Below are 19404 nucleotides of genomic sequence, written 5' to 3' on the forward strand. Positions count from 1 at the left end.
TCCTCGTCTAACGCGGGCAATTCGATTCATCCGAAGGCCGAACCGGACTCCGGAAAAGGGCGAGCAAGCAGTCTTGGTTGGGGGTCTCGCCCTGGCACCGCAGATGATCGACAGCGATCAATGTTTCGTTCAGCATGGCCATGACAGTCTCGGCGCCAGCAGCGTGACCCCAGCGCCGGCAAGTAGCGTCGCGTGCAGACCCGAATACCAGATGCCCACCTGGCGCAAGCATGCGCGCAAGGTTGCGGATGGCAGCGTGCATCTCGGCTATGCCGTTGAGGTAGTACAGAACCTCCGCCACGACGATCAGATCGAACGGGTCGTCAGTCGAGAATTGTTGAACATCGGAGACTGCCCATTTGATGTGCGGTGGCTCCTTCATCCGCTGGCGTGTTCGAGCAATCGCGCGCGGCGCCACATCGATTACTGTGAGCCGTTGGCAATGTGGCGCTAGTCTTTCCGTGAACGCGCCTGCCGCACACCCGACTTCGAGTGCATTAGTGATGGAACCCTGGGAAAGGGACAGCCGGAGCATTTGGGTGTGACGCTCCCGCTCGAACGGATCGGCATCGAGCAGCCACGGATCGTCCGCGGCCAGTTCCCGATCCAACAATCGATGGTTATTGTCCTGCTTCAAAATTCTTCTACCTCAATAGGGCAACTATCACTCGTCGGAAGTCACCAATGCCGCACAATCCCGTGCAAGGTGGCGCATACGATGCTGCGCCGCGTCTCCCGGCAATTTTGTATTTGATCCAGTAAGCGGCGTTTGGACGGGGTTCTCTTTTCTTTGCTCATCTGGCGCGCTGGCAGCGGCGCTGCGCGACAGCCAATCGCTATTACTCAACGTACATAACGCATAGGCTTTCAGGGGAAGTAGGAGAAAGACGTTGATGAATGTGTGGAGAGAAAAGCCTAGAAATCGAAGTTGACGAGCACGAAGCGCCACCACACTGCACCGCACCAAGGTCATGGATATGATCATCAGGACTGTCCACCATGGCACGGTGCCTGTTAGTGCGAACTGTGCGATGGCTGTTAATACTGACAGAGCGAGAAGCAGCGGCCCGAGATTCTGTCCGACCACGTCCAATGTTAGAAAGCGGTCGAGGCCAGGCAGAAGGTTCAGGGCAAGCCAGGTGTCTCGGAAAGTGCTGCGTGCCCAGCGGAGTTGTTGGCGCAGATACGGCCCCAGGCTGTCCGGAACGACTGTAGCCGCGACGGCGCCCGGGACGTACTCGGTTCGAAGGCCCGCTTTCAGCATGAGGATCGTAAGATGGCGATCCTCACCGAAGTCGCTTGGTTTCCCCCGAAATGTTTGCGTCTCATACTGATCCAGCAGCAAAAGGAGTGCGGACCGACGGTACATGGCACACGGGCCGCAGCAGCACATTACGGCGCCGAAGCGAGCCTGCGCCGCGCGTTCCTCATTGCAAGCCAGCCAGTACTCCATATCGATCAACCGGGTAAGCCAGGTGTCGCTCCGGTTGCTGGCTGTCAACTGGCCCATGGCGGCGCCGACCGCCGGATCTCGCATCTTCAGCGCAAGCTTCGCGACAACATCGGACGCCAGCATCGTGTCCGAGTCGACATTGAGCACCAAATCTCCAGATGAGCGGCGTATCGCGGCGATCTGCGCCTTGCGCTTTCCGGCATTTTTGGGGAGCAGAATGAAGTTGAATCTAGGGTCGCTCGCGAAGGTCTGGTGCACAGGTGTGACGGCGTCGCGATTTCCAGAACCGTCATCAACAACATAGACGCGCAGTCTTCCAGTGTATTCCTGGTTTGCAATAGAAGTGAGGCACGCGAAGAGTGTGCGCGGGTCCTCGTTGTAGCAGGGAACGATGACGTCCACGCTCGGCCAAAGGTCGACTACGTCGTCCGATACCGATGAAACGCTCGATGGCCGGGCATAAGCGGCCTGCATGCTCTTATATGCGGTCGAGAGCAGCGCATAACACGAGATGGCGACAGTGCTGGTTGTATCTAGAAGGTCCATGAGATCTTTGGTTTGTTCAGTGCTGTTGGGGAAGCGAGCGCATTTCAAATCCGCGGTCGTGCAATGCTGGAATTATGCGGGATAGCGCCGTGATGGTTTGGCTGCGCAAGCTGGCGTCACTGCACGGTTTCATCTCGCTGGGAGGGCACCCGTCGTGCAAGAGCACGATTGCGCCAGGCCGGACGGAGGCCAGCACCGCATCGACGATCGCGTCGACGCCGGGACGAAACCAGTCTTGCGGGTCTACCGACCAATGGACGGCTGCCAGGCCAGCGCTCGCCGAAGAGGCGATCACTTCTTCGGTCCAGACGCCATACGGAGCGCGCATGTACCGCACCGAAGCCCGAGGGCAAGCCACCTTGATGGCTCTATTCGCGTCGAATATCTCGCGTTGCACTTGGCCGGGTTCGCACTGGGACAGATCAGGATGAGTCATCGTGTGGTTAGCCACCTCATGCCCTTCCGCGATCATTCGTTGGATTAATTCCGGCTCGTCTGCGGCGTACGCGCCGATGACGAAGAAGGTCGCCGGCACGCGGTGTGCCGCCAGCACAGCGAGCACCTCCGGTGTGCAAAACGGATGGGGCCCGTCGTCAAACGTCAAATACACGCTGGGTTGGCCGGCACCGTTAGCGCACTCGCTGCACACTTCGGATAAGCAGTCGAGGCGGCTCAAAGCTCTGCTCCGTTCCGATCAATCATCGAGCCGGCGGGCCAATCGGAGATCGGACGTCCAACTGGCACGACTAGGACAAGTGCGTCGTCTATGCGCGTGGGCGGTTTGTCGAGAAGCGCGTCTCGAAGGGTGGAGCGCACGCGAATGCCCGACTTGACGATCACCAGACCGCCTCGCCCAAATCTTGCAACGAGGTTATGCAACGCTGGCCGAACCGTGCCGAAGCCGAATGGAACCCCGAGTTCCTGCAGCACTGGAAGCACGACGCGGAATGAGCTACTAATTCCGAGCCCCTCGAGATCCGGGCGTATCCCGTACAATCCGAGTTCAGCCACTAGCAGATCGGTCCCATCGATTTTGATGAAACGGCGCAGCAATCCCATATGTGCCGCAACACCGCTCGAGTCATACGCGATCGCACGGAACTCAGGTCTAGCTCCGGCCCAGCTTCGGCTGCCTTGGAATGGCTTGGCATTAAAGGCCCCAGTCGGTCCGTATGTCCTTCGAAAGAACTCGGCGAGTTCGACATGGTCGGACAGCTGCAACTCGTTTTCCCAGCACAGCTTCCACCGCACCTGAGAGCGCATACAAAGAACTCCTTTTCGATGCTTCCCTAGGAACACATTACGCGGTCGAAGCCGCGTCATTGCTGAAGGTCAGACACTGTCGTCAGCGATCGTGATGCTTAGGTAATTGGACTGGTAGACCCCGTACTACGGTGCTCCAGCGCTGATGGGCTCTCTCAAAACTTGCCGTTCCTTCCTGAGCCTACCCTTGATTTCGCTGTTCCTAATGCAGCATCCCGTCCGATTGGTAAAATTGATTGTTTGGATGAAGCGCATTCGTTTTATGGATATAGGCAGGGCATGCGTCTCAACAGTCTCAATCTAAATCTGCTCGTCGCGCCTAATGCCCTGCTGACCGCGCGGAACCTCACCACGGCAGCACCCAGCATCAACCTCAGTCAGCCGCCCATGAGCGCGGCCCCAGCCAGGTGGCGTGTCTATTTCGGCGATGAGTTATTCGTAATGCGCGGCCGCGCTGAATCCAAAGGGCTCACGGTGCCTGTCCGAGAGGTTCTGCTGCAAACCAGCACTCCATCGTCCATTGGGACGATTTCGACCCAGCGCAATCGGATCGCCGCTTTAGGATGGTCTTTTCAAAAGGTCGTGGAGCGTGGCCGCGTGGGAAGCTCCCTCCGTCAGCTTCGACCTGCTCGCAATCGCAGACGCGCCCCTGAGCTGCTCCGGCGCAGGTGACATCAATTTTTTACTTATGTCGGAAAGTTCATGTCGAGCGCGCATCTAGAGCCGCACGGTGTTGCACGAACAAAGAACTATCCGGGCAACTTACATTCGAAAGAGCTCGCGCATTCGACAAATACGACAGTAGCTGTGCGCATTCGTTTTCCTGGTGCTAGGGTTGCGATAACCACCTGTTCCACGACAGGCGACAACCCACGCGGTATGCGATTTTTGGCCATATCGCGCCGAACAGCAGGCGGGTCCGAGCCTCTGGAGAAAGGACGTGAACCCATGCGGACCATCGATGTGGCGCGGATAGATATCCCTTCATGATCGAGGCGGCCGCCAAGGCTGCGTGGGAACGGACAGGCTTATGGGCAGCATTGACGCGGTTCAACGGCAAGGATGCCATGCTGCCCGCTTACAATCCTGGCCATGATGAAATTTGCGAATTGGAACTGAGCTGGTCAATATTCGTGCTTGTCCTGTCGACGAGCGGCTCGGCTGCTGCAAGCGGCGAAATCATACGAGAAGCCTCCTGGAATAGCATTTCGCGCATCCAGAGGCTTGCCGGATCATTATCGTGAAGCGCAGGCCATTGAGCGACCTCGGTGAACGGAAGGAGTAGTCGCAGCGGAAGCTCAACGATTTGGAGGGGTATTGTTTTCGCGAAATGCCGCGCCAGCCTTAAGGGCATGGTTCCTATGCGCTGGGTATCCGCCACCATGTGCGGGATCATGCTGAAGCCCTGTACGACGACGTCGATACGTTTCTTGTGGCCGTGCTCGTGCAAATACCATTCGTCCATGCCTGGCCTCTGGGTATTGCCGAACTTGACCGCAACGTGCCCCATCGACATGTATCTTTCGAAGGTAAGTGGCTCTGAGAGCAGTTTGTTCGAGCGACAGCCCACACACACATGTACATCGTCGAACAGTCTTGCTCGAGGATGAGCATTCGACGTGAACATTTCCGGGAGAATTAGAAGATCGACTTCGCCTCGCCCGATAAGGTCCTCGTTGTCGTCGGTGTGAGGCCGAAAGTCGAAGCTGACGGCGGGAGCTTCTCGCACCACACGCTCCATGACCTTTTCAAAAAAAACGAGCGTCACGTAATCGGAAAGGATGATCCGGAAGCAACGATCTGATTGGGCCGGGTCAAACGGCTCCCAGGAAATAATGGAGTGCTGAATATGCAGCAGAGCCTCACGCACCGCGGGCGCGAGCCGTTGCGCACGCGGAGTAGGGGTAAATTCGCGGCCAACCATCGTAAACAGGTCATCTCGGAAATAGTCGCGTAACCGGGCGACGGCCGCGCTCATTGCCGGCTGACTGAGCTTGACGCTGCGTGCCGCCGCCGTGAGGCTACGCTCAGTGAACAAGGCGTCGAGCGCGACCAGGAGATTTAAATCGAGACCCTTGAACCGCATGTCTCGTTATCCGCGGTCTGAATTTACGCCGCCGAACCATCGATCGGCTGCTTTATCACGAGAATATACTTGCCAGGCAGACGCAGCCAGATCCGCCGACAGGGTGGTGCGCTGTCGGTCCGTCCGACCGCCAGCCTTAAACTGCGGCCGAGGCTGCGCCAACTCGTCAATGTGACTCATAGCTCTGGTCCACTCCGGTCGATTATCGTTCCAGCGGGCCAATGGCAGATCGGCATCCAATAGGAAAGAACGATCACAAGCGGCTCGTCGATGTGCGTGGGCGGCAAGTCGGTACGCGCGTGTGGCAGCGCGGGATCGTATTCTAATCGCCGGCGCAACAGTCATCGGACTGTGCCGACCGAACCTCTCAATGTGTTTCCGCAGCTCGTGCCGAACTGTACCGAATGCGAATGGAACTTGAAACTGCTGCAGGGTTGGAAACATGACATGGATCGAACGGGCGATTCCGAGTCCCTCTAGATCCGGCCGGAACTGCGCCGTTTCGTTAAAGTTGACGGAGTCGATCTGCTGGTGGCTGAAAGCTCTCTTCCGTGCTGTTGACTGGAGTTCGAAGATATCGACGACCTCAGGCCCTGTTGCATCGATCTGACCGACTTCGCCCAGCCCGCTGATCCCTTCATCGGTACGAACGCGCACAAGGGTGGACGCCAAATCGCGACGCCGTTTTGATCTAAGTGAGCGATTTTCTGGAGTTTCGACTTTGGCAATCTTCAATTGCGAAAATTCCTGCGTAAGGGTTTTACCAAGCAGCGGCATGGGCGGATCATGGTCAAGCTTGTGCGGAACGTGCGTGGGCCGTTGGCGCCAATGTAATGACGGCCATCACGAGAGGAACGAAGGAAAGCCCCAGCACGACGTTCCACCCGTATGCCGTCAGCAGACCGCCGGACAGGAAAGAGCCAAAGGTCATGGTTCCGAAAACGGCGAAGTCATTGAGCGACTGAACGCTCGCCCTTTCCTCGGGATGGTGGCATTCGAGTACAAGTGCGGAAGCGCCAACGAAACCGAAGTTCCAGCCAACGCCCAACACAATGAGGGCGATCCAGAAGTGCGCTACATCGACGCCCATTAACCCGACCGCTGCCGATATGCCCGTCAGAACAAGCCCACTCATGACCACGCTGGGAGCACCGAACCGAGTGATCAGGCGGCCAGTGAAGAAGCTTGGGGCATACATCGCGATCACATGCCATTGAATGGCGAGATTGGAGGATTCCTGCGACAGGCCGCAGAGATGCATCGCCAGAGGAGCGGCGGTCATCAGGAAGTTCATGAGCAGGTAAGAGACCACACCACAGATGACCGCCGTGATGAAACGGGGTTGACGGGCAATGATACTTAGAGGGCGACCGCCGGCAGCCTCGGCAGCAGTGGGTTTCGGTAGGCGAACACCCACCAGAAGCAGCGCGGATATCGCAGCCACTGCCGCCTGTGCGAGATAGCTTGCCGCAAACATGTGCGGCATCCAAAGATACATCGTGTTGTTGACAAGCTGCGGCCCAATCACGCCAGCGAAGACCCCGCCCGCCATGACGAAGGACAAAGCGCGCGGGCGCCGTTCAGGCGATACGCAGTCCGCGGCAGCGAAGCGGAAAGAAACCACGACGGAGGCATAGGCACCGCCAAAGAATGTTGCGACACAGTACAGCCAAAAGGAGCCAATCACCGTGGCAAACGCTGCCAGCACACCTCCGAGCACACCGCACCCCGTGCCGATCAGAAATGCCGCGAGACGACCGTAGCGTCGGGCGATGGCCCCGGCGGGCAGGGTCGAGGCCGCCATTCCCACCACGAACATCGATATCGGAAGCGTGTCCAGTGCGGCGTTGGGCGCGAGTATGTTTCCGACGATTGCACCGGTAGAATACACAACCGCCGAATTTGCCCCGCCCAGCGCCTGCGCGATGGTTAACCGCGCGACGTTGCCTCTGGCGGAGTCATAATATGAAGTCGCGGGCGCGCTGTTTGCAGTGATTTCTGACATCCGAATTCACAAAGCACGAGCGGTCGATCCGACACGAGGGGTCGTCGCGTCGAGTGGCGGGGGCATTTGGCACTTGATTTGACGGCCTATTAGCGCTTTTTCATGTGGCTGTATTTCAATGGAAGGACAAATGATGTAGAATACCTGCCAAAATGGAGGGTGGGATGACTTGGCATGAGATCACCGCGCCGCCCGGTGTTCGTCCTCCCCAACCGATCACCGTGCGGGCGCAAACCATTCCTGCGCGTCACTACTTTCCAGACCACTCACACACCTGGCATCAGTTGGTCTATGCGATCTCTGGAGTGCTGACTGTCTATACAGAAGCGGAATCCTTCGTGATCACACCGGATCAGGCGGTGTGGTTGCCAACCGGCGTCGTGCATCGGGTCGGTTCGCTTCTCGGCGCCGTGTTCCGAAGCCTCTGGATTGCTGATGAAGCTGGCGCCAACTTACCGAAAGTGCCGACTATCTTCATGATGTCACCTTTGCTCCAGGCCTTGATTGTCGAGGCCACGGAACTTGAGGGCAAGCCGGAAGGGGATGACTACTCGAACCGGGTGACCGCTCTTATCCTTGATCAGCTTGTGCGAGTGCAGCTGCTGCCGTCGGCTTTGCCATGGCCACGCAATGCGCCGCTGACCGCTCTGTGTGAGGCACTGTATATGGATCCCACGGACAACCGAAGCCCGCAACAATGGGGGCTGGCGCTGAACATATCTCCTCGCACATTGGCACGCCGCTTCAACACCGAGTTGGGCATGAGCTTACGCTCGTGGCGACGACGCCTTAGGCTCTTCCGTTCAATAGAGCTTCTAGGTGGTGGTCTAGGCGTGACACAGGTCGCCATGGAACTCGGCTATGGTTCGGCATCCGCCTTCGTCTATGCATTCCGCAGCGAGATGGGTAGTAGTCCCCAAGCCTACATGCGCCGCCATCTCATGAACAGCGCAGGCCCAACAACGGGCGCCGACTTTCAGAGGCTGAACGATTGAGCCGTGCCTGTCACGTTGCGCCCGACAGGGTGCTATCAGGCCGTGGTTCAAGGCTCGAAGCTTCGGCACGTTGCCGTCGAAATGCTCCGCCTGAATCGTCGTCAGTTGCCTTGTGGAGGCCTGCGCCAGCGTTGAGGGCGTTACTATGCGAAGTAACGATCTCTGAAAGCCGATTTGCCGGGATGGTGTGGCGGGTTCTGCTGCGCATAACCCCGAGGTCGCCGCGCGCGGCGGCAAGATCGTCCTGATCACCGATGAGAAGGGTGCCACCCAGGCTTCGGTGAAGGCTTTCGAAACGGTCGTGTTACCGGATGTGCCCGTCTCATCGCGACAATGATCCACGCGCTGCCGCTTTAATTGCTCGCTGCTTAACGGCAGTCTTTATGGCACGTCGACCAGCCACGCAATCTCGGGAAGTCGGTGACGGTGGAGTAGGAGCCGTTTACGCATCCCCTTTTCACTGACGCCGTTTGCTGGGCGGCGCGCCGCACCCCGGCCAAGGGGTGCGCGCAAGCGGAATCTCGTCGCGCCAATTGGCAGCGCGATCCAGGACGGCCTGGGGCTCAAAGTTCGGGCCTTCTGCAATCCCCATTGGATCAGTTACAACACTGGCATTAGGCTCAACCAGCACATCGAAGATTTCTGGTGGGCAGAATGAATGAGGACCCAATATCGCACTTCAAATAGTTGAGGCGCCGCTGTCGAAACAGCCTCACAGCTCTGGTCCGTTCCGATCGATCATCGTGCCGGGGGGCCAATCACTGATCGGGCGTCCAACTGGCAGAACCGTGACAAGTGCATCATCGACGCGGGTTGGTGGCAGGTCGAGGCGCGGCTGTGGTAGGGTTGATCGAACGCGAATTCCCGAAAAAACGGTCAGCGGGCTATGTTGACTGAACCTTTCAATATGTCTGTGCAAGGCTTGCCGAACGGTGCCGAAAGCGAATGGAACATTAAGCTCCTGAAGTATTGGATGGACGGCGCGGATCGAATGACCAATTCCGAGCCTTTCAAGATCCGGACGTACCCCGTACAGTCCTAGTTCAGCGACTAACAGGTCGACTGTGCCAATTTTGATGAAACGGCGCAACAAGCCCATGTGCGCCGCTACACCGGTGGAATCGTAGGCGATTGCACGAAGCTCAGGTCTCGCTCCGGCCCAACTTTTACTACCTTCGAATGGTTTTGCGTTGAACGCTCCGGTCGGGCCATACGATTCGCGAAAGAATTTGGCGAGTTCGACATGGTCTGCGAGTTGCAACTCGCTTTCCCAACTCAACTTCCACCGCACCGCAGAGTGCATATAGAGATCTCCCTTTTCTCGCTGTCTCTTCAATTAACCACGCAATGGAATTCCCCGCGGGATGGGAGTAACAATTGTAAAGGAGCGCCTATCGATCTGACACAATTCTCCTCCCCGTCGCGCTCCAGAACTCACCAGGTCCGCTCTACCATCGATCGGACAGCAACCCTCTATATCTGACTGAACGCCAGAACCGCGTTGGTGCCGCCCATGGCGAAAGCGTTGCTCATTGCGACTCGCACTTTGCGCTCGCGCGGCACATTGGGAGTAATATCAAGATCGCAAGCGGGGTCTGACTCCCGATAGTTGGCCGTCGGCGGCACGACCCCGTCCTGAATCGCCATCACGCAGGCGATCATTTCCAGCGCGCTCGCTGCGCCGAGGCAATGTGCATGCACAGACTTGGTAGAGGAGACAGACATTGAATAGGCATGGTCACCAAAGACGCGCTTGATCGCCGCCGTTTCGATCTGATCGTTGGCCTTGGTGCCGCTTCCGTGCGCGTTAAGATAGTCTACCTCCTCGGCATTCAGCCCGGCATCAGAAAGGCAGGCGCGCATCGCAGCCTCGGGTCCCTCGACGGCAGGCGCTGCGATGTCGAACGCATCGGCGGAAAGGCCGACACCGGCGATTTCGGCAAGTACTGTGGCGCCGCGCGCTGTAGCATGCTCATAGCTTTCCAGCACGGCCATGCCCGCACCCTCACCCAGCACGACGCCCTTTCTGTCGGCCGAGAAGGGCCGACAGGTATCCGGCGCAAGCACGCGCAGTGCCTCCCACGACTTCAGTACGCCCCATATGAGTGGCGCATCGCTGCCGCCGGCAACCATTACATCGGCGCGGCCGAGCCTAATCTGATCCACGGCCGAAGCGATCGCATGGTTAGCTGAGGCACAAGCGGACGTGACCCCGAAGACCGGCCCCCTCAAGCCAAGGCTCATGCTGACATGACCGGCGGCCGCACTCGGCATAACCTTAGGTGCGGTGAGGAGGGCAGCGCGGGTCGCGCCATTCAAAAGGATAGCCCGGTAGTTTTCTTCAATCGAGTTCCAACCGCAGATGCCGACGCCCACCGTTGCGCCGAAGCGGTAGGCGTTCCCTGCGTCCGCGGAAAGTCCAGCCTGTCGCATGGCTTCGCGCGCTGCAATCACGGCAAGCAGGCTGAAACGGTCCATTGAGACGAGTTGTTTGCGGGCGACGTCGTGTTGCGGAAGCGCCTTGATCTCGGCACCGATTATCCCCTTCAACTCGTGAAGTTCAGAATTGACAAGGGGCCCGATGGCTGAGCGACCTTCGCGCATTGCTTTCCATATGGAAGCGGCGTCAGTGCCTAGCCCGCACAGTCCACCTATTCCGGTGATGACGACGCGCCTCTCCACTCAATCCTCCTTATTGAGGAAGCTACGGACGGCCTCCACTACGTCGCCGACATTCTCGAGGTTTGACCAGGCATCAGCCGTGTTGAAGTCGATTGTGATGCCGTGAGCCTGCTCAAGGTCCCAGAGAATATCGGCCATGCCTAACGAATCGACACCCAGCGAAGTCAGTTTCGTAGCAGTCGTTATCTCGGCGCCGCCCAAGGCGGCGTCGATATCGGCGCCGTTAGACACGGCGCGATTCTTGATTAGAGCGATGATGTTGTTTGCGAATTGATCTGGCATCTTGCTCCTATCTGCTTGCGGTTCGGGCAAACGGCGCCGCGAGTCACGATATTGCCGGCAGCCGGGCGGCTGGCTCCGGGACGCGAAGGTGCAGGGACCATCATCATCGACGCTGCGACCAGGGTAAGCATTGCACGCGGTCGTCAATCGCGACTCTGACCAGAGCTTCGCTGGTGGCAATTCGTAGTTGCACTCGAGAGATCGACAAAATTGATTTTTTGGATCATGTCCATTTGCAACATGGATGTGTTGCCCTGGAAGTGATCTATTCACTCGGCTGTTGAGGGCGCAGCGACCTAACGGTCGGCGCCATCGGCTATGGCGCGATGGGCACCGCGAGGGTTACGGCCCCAGCGACGATCAGGAGTCGATTACGGCGATCCGTCGAGCCCATGAGCTCGGCGTCACCCACTTCGACCTCCCACATGTACGGCTGGGGTGAAGGCGAGAAACTGCTCGGCATCGCACTGCGGCCGATCCGCGACCAAGTGACGATCGCAACGAAGTTCGGCTTGACGGAAAGCTACGCCCCCGACTCTCGCCTGGAGACCATCCGAAAAGTCGTGGACTCCAACCTCAAGAATCTGAACGTGGAGGCCATCGATCTGCTTTACCAGCACATCCCCCGACCCCAATGTCCCGATCCCCGAAATCGGAGCGAGCGCTGGCGCGACGGATGGTATCCGCGTGCGAGTTGGAGAGGCCAAGATACTTCACCTTGCCCGCCTGCACAAACTCCTGCATCACGCTCACGATGTCCTATGCGTTAGGCGCAACGACCGCAAAAAGGCTCCTCCTGGCCAGCACCGAACCCAGACGGGAACTCAGTGGGATAGAAGCCGCATCAGCCATGCAGGCCCGGCGTGACGGACCGTCATAGCGGTATCTATCCAACCCACTGCGCAACGCTGGGGCGGACCACGGTAGGGAACTCCAATCGCTAGTTATGCTGCGGGAGTTGCCGACGCCGGATCACGCGAGGTGTGTGTCGTCCCGCGTGCTACGAAAAAACCATCCACAACGTGGATGCGCTTAATCCAATCAATCGATTTTACTGAAGTTGGCGAATCCTGCATCGGGCATCCGACATGGACGACAATTGGAAGCGACGCATACACGGCGGGCGCGGCACTATTATACCCGTTCAATGTTCAATGTCTGATTGGCCGGCCGGAGCGACAATCAATCGGAACGGACCAGAGCCAATGATGCATTCCGACTGGGGGGACGTGCACAGTGAGTGCGACGATTGCATCGGGCGCCGCAGTGTTTATTTAACGTTTGACGACGGCCCTAATCCGCTTTGTACACCGCAGATCTTGAATCTACTCGCGAAACATCGGGTGCCGGCGACGTTCTTCGTCATCGGCGCCTATGCCTTAGGCCAACCGGAGCTGATTCAACGAATGGTCGCGGAAGGGCACCAAATAGGCAACCACACGATGACTCATCCGGACTTGTCTAGATGCGGGCTTGATGAAGTGCAGCGTGAAATATTTGACGCAAATGCGGCTATTATGATGGCGTGCCCTCAAGCTTCAGTCCGGCACATGCGCGCACCTTACGGGAACTGGACCGAAGAGATATTTGCCGCGTCCGCGATCGCTGAACTGGCAGCTATCCACTGGTCGGTAGACCCGCGCGACTGGTCTCGCCCCGGCGTGGGAACTATCGCTGATGCAGTCCTGGAATCTGTGAAGCCCGGCGCAATCGTGCGCTTGCACGACGGGTGTCCACCCGACGAGTTGAGAGCCGGAACTGATGCCGGTCCGCGATATCAGACCGTCACGGCGCTATCCCGTCTAATTCCCGCTTTGCTTGAGCGCGGATTCCAAATCCGCCCACTTCCTCAATTTGACTGAAAGTACCTGTTGCTTCCGCGTTTTGACTGCTGCGATCTACTTTAGGACATATAGAGGGTCTTCGTGCAGCGATAACTTTCGGCATTTGCGTCGGACGAACCGGACTCTGACTGCGAAGCATACGGTTCAAAGAAGCATGGCGCTTTCTGATCTTTGCATATGTCGGAATTAGACGGCCCAGCGCCATGAGGATCCAATTCGCAAACTGGCCTTGATTCTCTCGCAGGGAGGACAGCCGTCGCGTAAGAGCACTTTGGCGCCTAGCAGGATGGGAGGCGAAGACGACATCGACGATTGCGCCGGCACAACTCCAGCGCACCTTATCGTTTTCAAAGTCTGCTTCGTGGTCGAGGCAATGGCGCTCAGATTTGCTATCCCGATCACGGTGCTGGTCGTTTCGGCCGCAGGAACCTTCGAGCATCGTGGCCCGAGCTGATGAGCTCCCAGCACCTTGCTTGCTCCTTCGCTGCCTCGATTTGAATCAGCCTATATGGGACTTTCCCAAAGCAGCATCTCGTGACATTGGTGAAATTGATTGCTTGGATGGCAGGCCTCCATGCTTTGGATTAGGAATGGGCATGCGTTTTAAGGGCCTTGATCTAAATCTCCTCGTCGCGCTCGATGCTCTGATGACTGAGCGTAACCTCACAGCGGCGGCTCGCAGTATCAACCTTAGCCAACCAGCCATGAGCGCGGCTGTCGCCCGGCTTCGCAGCTATTTTGGCGATGAGCTTTTTACGATGAGGGGACGTGAGCTCGTCCCGACACCGCGAGCGGAGGGTCTTGCCTCACCGGTTCGCGAGGCGCTGTTGCACATCCAGTTCTCGGTTATTTCCTGGGAAGAGTTCAAGCCAAGGGAATCCGACCGCTGCTTCAGGGTAATGCTTTCCGATTACATGACGATCGTTTTCTTCCAAAAGGTCGTGGAGCGAGTTGCGCGAGAAGCCCCTTTCGTCAGCTTCGAACTTCTGCCTCTGGCTGACGATCCGGACGAACTTTTCCGGCGGGGTGACGCCGATTTGCTGATCCTTCCGGAATTGTTTATGTCGAACGCGCACCCGAAAGCGAGGCTTTTCGACGATACACTCGCTTGTGTGGGGTGTCGGACGAACAAGGAACTGTCTGGAAAGCTCACGTTCGAGAAATACATGTCAATGGGCCATGTAATGACCAAGTTCGGACGTTCGCTGAGGCCATCCATTGACGAATGGTTTTTGATTGAGCACGGAATCAAGAGACGTAGCGAGGTGGTTGTGCACGGGTTCACCATGATCCCTCTGATGCTACCAGGCACCAGTCGCATCGGGACCATGCCATTGAGGCTTGTTAAGCATTTCGCAAAGACGCTACCGCTGCGCGTCGTCGAGCTTCCACTCTCGCTGCCAGCGTTCACCCTGGCGATGCAGTGGCCTGCCCTTCACAATGGCGATCCGGCAAGCGTCTGGATGCGAAAGATACTGTTGGAGGAGGCATCTCGCCTGATGCCATCTCCCGAGGTTGCCGCATGACTTGCACACCTTGGATCTGATCCGCGGGTCAGCGTCGGTGTGCTTCGCCGTGGACGCCAGGTGCGCGTATTGTGTGTATGTTCGTCCGTATCTGGGGTCCGTTTGAACCTCCATGACAGCGGAGAGGCGCTTGCGAGGTCGTTGACGGACATCCAATGCCGGAGCGTGAATTCCCCCGCGTCGGCTCCGACATATCTGCCATTGCCGAATTTTCATGGCAGCCAAACGGCGCGCGCGCCGTTCACCACCACCGTTAGGTCCTTGAAAGGCCGTTGCAATGCTGCGTTGGTGTCCTTCGGCGCCTCGCGGGCCTATGCGGTCACGGCGCTGGCCGGGGAGTCGTAACGACGCTCGGCGGCAGGATTGGGTAGACTACCTGCGGCTGGTCCCCTGTGAGGGCCCGCAGAAAGGCAGCGATGTTGTCGACTTCCTCAGGTTTCAGCTGCGTGCCGAGCTGAGTGGTGCCCATCACAGCCACGGCCTGATCGAGGTCCCACGATTGGCCACTGTGAAAATAGGGGGCAGTGAGTACGACGTTCCTCAACGTCGGGACTTTAAAGACATACTCGTCGTCCACTTTGCGCGTCACCTCAACACGTCCTTTGTCGTCAGGCGGCAGGAATTCCCAGCCGGGCTTCTCGACCACGCCAAAAGGAGCATACATGCCCCCGCCCACATTAATTCCGTTGTGGCAGGAGGAGCATCCCCTGTCGACGAAAAGCCTGAGCCCTTCCTTCTGTTCAGTGGTGAGCGCGTTCTCATTGCCCTCAAGGTATCGGTCAAAGGGTGCGTTGGGTGTGATCAGCGTCGCCTCGAACACGGCGATCGCTTTCGCGATGTTGTCATAATTGAGGGAATCGATTTCATCTGGGAAGGCTTTGCCGAACGCTTCTACGTAGCCGGGAATGCCCTTCAGCTCTTCGACCGCTCGTTCAGGAATGGTCCCCATCTCGATCGGGTTCGCGATCGGGCCGCCGGCCTGCTCCTTCAGGTCGGCGGCTCTGCCGTCCCAAAACTGAGCGGTATTGAACACCGCATTGAGCACTGTTGGCGCATTGCGGTCGCCGCGCTGCCAGTTGTGGCCAATTGAAGTAGAGCGGCCATCAGCGCCGCCGCGGCCGATTTGATGGCAGGTGTTGCAGCTGATGTTGTGAGCTTTCGAGAGCCGCGACTCGAAAAAAAGCATCTTTCCCAACTCGAGCCTGTCTGACGTTGCCGGATTGCCGTCCAGACCGGCAACGCGCTTGGGAATGGGGCTGAACAGCGACCTCGCCACATCCAGCAGGTTGTCCTGCCCCCCGGCCTCGGAGGCGAGCAGACAGCACATCAGTGCAGCACATGGAAAACTCAGGAAGCGCGCCGCCAAGCGGAAGAAGAAGGGAAGGAATGTGTTCACGGTAAAGCCTGCTCTACCCTGAAGGCGGATCTGAGGCTGACCAATATGCAGCCTATCGTCGGTACCATCCTTACCCCCGTCGCATTTGGCGCGGACCGCAGGCGCGGTCGGCCGCGGCCACGTCTGGCAAATGGGGAACAACAAGGATCATGCCATTCGAGGCCAACCGAGATTTTTCTGAAGTTTTCAGCGGTTCGGCTCGAACGGGACAGTGTCACGCAATATCGCCAGTGTCGCCAACCCGACAAAGTCGACTGCGAAATGTCGATGGTTAGCGGGTGCCACATAGGATGGAAATCCATTTCGGGCGTGGCCACCGATTGATTGGCCTCCTCGAATTCCAAATGCCGACTGCGACTGCGGCTTCACACAAAATTGGTCGCTGCACCTGGTGGTGCACTTGAGCCCTTGCTCGACAAGCGGGCCTTGCCTGCTCGCATTCGTTGCGTCCACGGCTTAAAGGTGAACAATCGTGGGCTCGCGTCGCCTGCTTTTCGCAAGCAAGGTCGCGTTCGCGTCCTTGTGCAAGCAGAGGCGCGGAATCCGTAGGCTACTGCAGTACTTCTTAGCCGAGGGCGGCTAAGCCAATCATCGCCTGGCCGAGCGCCAGCCCCCCGTCATTGGCTGGGACGTTCGTATGGGCCAGCACCTCGAACCCAGCGGCGGAGAGTTCCGAGAAGACGCCTTCAAGCATGAACCGGTTCTGAAAGACGCCACCGGAAAGCGCAATCGTGTTGACTTCGTTCTCGCTGGCCAATCGGCGCGTGGTCCTGAACACGACAGCGATCAAGGTCCGATGAAAACGCGCGGCGATCAGGCCGGTTTCGACCTCCGCAGCCATGTCGCGCAGCAATGCCGCCCAGAGACCTCGCCAGCGAATGATCGATCGATCGTCGGAAGGCAGCGCCCAAGCCTCGGCCTCCTCGATGAACGGGTTTGCCAACGCTTCTAACTCCATGCCTGTTTGCCCTTCATAGGACTGTAGCTCGAAGCAGGTCCCAAGGATCGCCGCACAAGCGTCGAACAGCCGTCCTGCGGAGGACGCGAGTGGGGTATTCACGCCTCTTTCAATCATTTTCGCGACGACATTCGGCTGCCTTTGGGCGAGCGCCCGCGCAAACGGCAAGCCACCTGCCGGACCAGACAAGAAGTCAGGGCCGAAGGCGGCGCGAAGATGCGCGTAGGCATTGCGCCAGGGCTCCCGGCTCGCCCGGTCGCCGCCCGGCATCGCAACCGCGTCGAAATGGGCCAGACGCTTGTAGCGGCGATAATCGCCTAGCAGGAACTCGCCGCCCCAGATCGTATCGTCTTCGCCGAAACCCGTGCCGTCGAGGATCACGCCCAGAACCGGCGGCGCGTCGAGGGCGCGGCCGTGCTGAGCGATGCAAGAGGCGAGGTGAGCGTGATGGTGCTGAATCTTGACCAGTTTCGCGCGGGTCTCGCGCGCGAGTTCGACGCCGATGCGCGTCGAGCGATAGCCGGGATGCAAGTCGGTGACGACGATATCCGGCCTCGCGTCGAAGATACTCCGGTACAGGGCGGCGGCGTCTCGCCAGGCCTGCTCGCTCTTCGGTTCTTCGAGGTCGCCGAGATGTTGGGAAAGCAGCGCCTTGCCGTTGCCCGCCAGGCAGAAGGCGGCCTTGAGATCGCCGCCGACGGCAAGCACCCGACGCGAACCGTCGAACCCATCCGGTACGGCAACTTCCTCCGGCGCCAGGCCGCGAGCGCGGCGCAGGACCGAAACGCCATGCCGATCACATCGCACGACGCTGTCATCCAGTCGATTAACGATAGCACGGTCGTGCATCAGCCAGTGATCGGCGATGCCGCTGAGATAGCGTCTGGCCTCGTCGTTTTCCGTGCATTGCGGCTCGCCTGAACGATTGGCCGAGGTCAGGACGATCGGCCTGTCGAGCGCCCGCATCAGGAGGTGGTGGAGCGGAGTATAGGGCAGCATGAAGCCAAGCCGGTCACCGCCGAGGGCAATCCCCGCCGCGATGCCGCAGCCCCTTCGGCCGCGCAACAGCACGATCGGCGCGGCTCGCGAGCCGAGAGCTACGCGCTCTTCTCCGGAGATACGGGCGAATTCCCCGACCTGACGCAGGTCGCGTGCCATCAGCGCGAAAGGCTTCGCCTCGCGCCGCTTGCGGCCGCGCAGCCGCGCAACGGCATCGTCTTCGGTCGCATCACAGGCGAGGTGAAAGCCGCCGACACCTTTGAGGGCCACAATGTGCCCTGACGCAATCAAGGCGGCCGCCCTCTCGATAACGGCCTTCGACGCTCCTTCGACTGCAACGCCAGCCCTGCTTTCAAGCCAGATCCGCGGGCCGCAGGCGGGGCAGGCGATCGGCTGCGCATGGAAACGCCGGTCCGCCGGGTTCTCGTACTCGGCCCGGCATTCCTCGCACATGACGAAGCCTTTCATCGAGGTCGAGGCGCGATCGTACGGAATCGCCTCGATGATCGACAGACGCGGACCGCAATGCGTGCAGTTCGCGAATGGATAGGAGTAGCGACGGTCGCCTGGATCGAGGATTTCGGCAAGGCATTGCTCACAGCATGCGGCGTCGGGGACGACGCTTGTCCTTACCTGCCCGCCCGCGCTCGCAACGATGGCAAAGCCGCCGGCCGGGGGCACGCCTTCGACATCGACGGTTTGGATCGCGTCGATGCGCGCCAAGGGCGGGCATTCGGCGGTGAGCCTTTGCCTGAAGGCGGCCAGTTCCGCGTCGCTGCACCACAACGCAATCTCGACACCCGCTGCATCGTTGCGCACGTGACCAGCGAGTCCGAGGGCGGTGGCTATGCCCCAGACCGTTGGCCGGAAGCCGACGCCCTGCACGACGCCGGCGACCCGGATCATGTAACCCCGGACGGCTGGCGAAGCAGCGAGCGGCATGCTCATCGCCTGGCCCTCAATGCACCGTGCAGACCATGCACAGGTCGAACGAGCGCACGAGGTGCTGGACTGCGACCGGTTCGGTCTCGTCTTGACGCACGGGCGCGCTTTCGAGCGCGAGCTCCAGCGGACCCGCATTGCCCTCACGGTCGAGCGGCGAAAAGTTCCAAGTCGTCGGAGCAATGATCTGGTAGTTCGCGATCCGGCCATTGCGCACCGTCGGCCAATGGCCGAGCGAGCCGCTAGCTGCCTCCGTCAGGCCCGTGCCCTGGCTGTCGGCCGCGATGGCGCCGTGATTGCAAAAGGTTTCGCCAGGTCTGAGATCGCGGATCATGCAGGTATGGTTCTCGTACATTTGGGCGGCTGGGATCGCACGTCTCAGGCAAGGTTAAACACCAGGTCGGGTTCGAAGAGCTCGTCCGCCTCG

General features: G+C 59.1%; 16 protein-coding genes and 3 pseudogenes. 6 read left to right on the forward strand and 13 right to left on the reverse strand.

The window, feature by feature from the left end; genetic code table 11:
- Positions 1-7: 7 nt before the first annotated feature.
- From nodS to AC4FWB_RS18365, 4 genes are read right to left on the reverse strand one after another with little or no spacing between them, the layout of a single operon-like run.
- Entirely contained in the window at positions 8-637 is a 630-nt protein-coding gene (gene nodS / locus AC4FWB_RS18350; RefSeq protein WP_491027670.1) for a nodulation methyltransferase NodS, read from the reverse strand.
- Positions 638-664: 27 nt separating this feature from the next.
- Positions 665-1999 (reverse strand): chitooligosaccharide synthase NodC, encoded by a 1335-nt coding sequence (gene nodC, locus AC4FWB_RS18355; RefSeq protein WP_491027671.1) that lies wholly within the window; start codon positions 1997-1999, stop codon positions 665-667.
- A 16-nt stretch (positions 2000-2015) separates the two neighbouring features.
- On the reverse strand, positions 2016-2675 hold the full coding sequence (gene nodB / locus AC4FWB_RS18360; protein WP_491027672.1) for a chitooligosaccharide deacetylase NodB: 660 nt from the start codon (positions 2673-2675) through the stop codon (positions 2016-2018).
- Positions 2672-3262, reverse strand: coding sequence for a NodA family N-acyltransferase (locus tag AC4FWB_RS18365; protein ID WP_491027673.1), 591 nt, complete (start codon positions 3260-3262; stop codon positions 2672-2674). The genes nodB (AC4FWB_RS18360) and AC4FWB_RS18365 overlap by 4 nt, the downstream gene beginning before the upstream one ends.
- A 279-nt stretch (positions 3263-3541) precedes the next feature.
- Here AC4FWB_RS18365 and AC4FWB_RS18370 point away from each other — a divergent pair.
- A pseudogene (locus tag AC4FWB_RS18370) lies at positions 3542-4038 on the forward strand (type 2 periplasmic-binding domain-containing protein); the annotation flags it as partial.
- 302 nt (positions 4039-4340) lie between these two features.
- Here AC4FWB_RS18370 and AC4FWB_RS18375 read toward each other — a convergent pair.
- The 3 genes and pseudogenes from AC4FWB_RS18375 to AC4FWB_RS18385 all read right to left on the reverse strand — a co-directional run bounded on the left by AC4FWB_RS18375 (position 4341) and on the right by AC4FWB_RS18385 (position 7353).
- Positions 4341-5348, reverse strand: a complete 1008-nt coding sequence (locus AC4FWB_RS18375) for a LysR family transcriptional regulator (RefSeq protein ID WP_491027674.1) — start codon at positions 5346-5348, stop codon at positions 4341-4343.
- A 176-nt stretch (positions 5349-5524) separates the two neighbouring features.
- Positions 5525-5837: pseudogene (locus AC4FWB_RS18380) on the reverse strand (GNAT family protein); the annotation flags it as partial.
- A gap of 301 nt (positions 5838-6138) precedes the next feature.
- Positions 6139-7353 (reverse strand): MFS transporter, encoded by a 1215-nt coding sequence (locus AC4FWB_RS18385; protein WP_491027675.1) that lies wholly within the window; start codon positions 7351-7353, stop codon positions 6139-6141.
- Positions 7354-7517: 164 nt separating this feature from the next.
- On the opposite strand from AC4FWB_RS18385, the gene AC4FWB_RS18390 reads away from it, so the two are divergent.
- Both AC4FWB_RS18390 and AC4FWB_RS18395 read left to right on the forward strand, forming a co-directional pair.
- Complete coding sequence (locus tag AC4FWB_RS18390) at positions 7518-8348, forward strand: AraC family transcriptional regulator (protein ID WP_491027676.1); 831 nt, start codon at positions 7518-7520, stop codon at positions 8346-8348.
- 214 nt (positions 8349-8562) lie between these two features.
- A pseudogene (locus AC4FWB_RS18395) lies at positions 8563-8783 on the forward strand (glutamine--fructose-6-phosphate transaminase (isomerizing)); the annotation flags it as partial.
- Positions 8784-9060: 277 nt separating this feature from the next.
- Here the strand turns inward: AC4FWB_RS18395 and AC4FWB_RS18400 are convergent.
- From AC4FWB_RS18400 to AC4FWB_RS18410, 3 genes are all read right to left on the reverse strand, one after another.
- Positions 9061-9651 carry a NodA family N-acyltransferase gene (locus tag AC4FWB_RS18400; RefSeq protein ID WP_491027677.1) on the reverse strand — a complete coding sequence of 197 codons (591 nt, stop codon included), beginning with the start codon at positions 9649-9651 and terminating at the stop codon, positions 9061-9063.
- 170 nt (positions 9652-9821) lie between these two features.
- Positions 9822-11030 carry a beta-ketoacyl-[acyl-carrier-protein] synthase family protein gene (locus AC4FWB_RS18405; protein WP_491027678.1) on the reverse strand — a complete coding sequence of 403 codons (1209 nt, stop codon included), beginning with the start codon at positions 11028-11030 and terminating at the stop codon, positions 9822-9824.
- Positions 11031-11312, reverse strand: a complete 282-nt coding sequence (locus AC4FWB_RS18410; protein ID WP_491027679.1) for an acyl carrier protein — start codon at positions 11310-11312, stop codon at positions 11031-11033.
- Between the two features lie 425 nt (positions 11313-11737).
- On the opposite strand from AC4FWB_RS18410, the gene AC4FWB_RS18415 reads away from it, so the two are divergent.
- From AC4FWB_RS18415 to AC4FWB_RS18425, 3 genes are all read left to right on the forward strand, one after another.
- Positions 11738-12082, forward strand: a complete 345-nt coding sequence (locus AC4FWB_RS18415; RefSeq protein ID WP_491027680.1) for an aldo/keto reductase — start codon at positions 11738-11740, stop codon at positions 12080-12082.
- 435 nt (positions 12083-12517) lie between these two features.
- Positions 12518-13174, forward strand: coding sequence for a chitooligosaccharide deacetylase NodB (nodB, locus tag AC4FWB_RS18420; protein ID WP_491027681.1), 657 nt, complete (start codon positions 12518-12520; stop codon positions 13172-13174).
- Between the two features lie 578 nt (positions 13175-13752).
- Complete coding sequence (locus tag AC4FWB_RS18425) at positions 13753-14682, forward strand: LysR family transcriptional regulator (RefSeq protein WP_491027752.1); 930 nt, start codon at positions 13753-13755, stop codon at positions 14680-14682.
- Between the two features lie 319 nt (positions 14683-15001).
- Here the strand turns inward: AC4FWB_RS18425 and AC4FWB_RS18430 are convergent, their stop codons facing one another.
- The 3 genes from AC4FWB_RS18430 to AC4FWB_RS18440 all read right to left on the reverse strand — a co-directional run bounded on the left by AC4FWB_RS18430 (position 15002) and on the right by AC4FWB_RS18440 (position 19311).
- A complete protein-coding gene (locus AC4FWB_RS18430) occupies positions 15002-16078 on the reverse strand; it encodes a cytochrome-c peroxidase (RefSeq protein ID WP_491027682.1) in 1077 nt (358 codons plus the stop codon).
- 565 nt (positions 16079-16643) lie between these two features.
- A complete protein-coding gene (gene hypF, locus AC4FWB_RS18435) occupies positions 16644-18983 on the reverse strand; it encodes a carbamoyltransferase HypF (RefSeq protein ID WP_491027683.1) in 2340 nt (779 codons plus the stop codon).
- A gap of 10 nt (positions 18984-18993) precedes the next feature.
- Positions 18994-19311 (reverse strand): nickel-dependent hydrogenase large subunit, encoded by a 318-nt coding sequence (locus tag AC4FWB_RS18440; RefSeq protein ID WP_491027684.1) that lies wholly within the window; start codon positions 19309-19311, stop codon positions 18994-18996.
- Positions 19312-19404: the final 93 nt, after the last annotated feature.

Source organism: Mesorhizobium sp. LEGMi-168a (genome assembly GCF_058312955.1).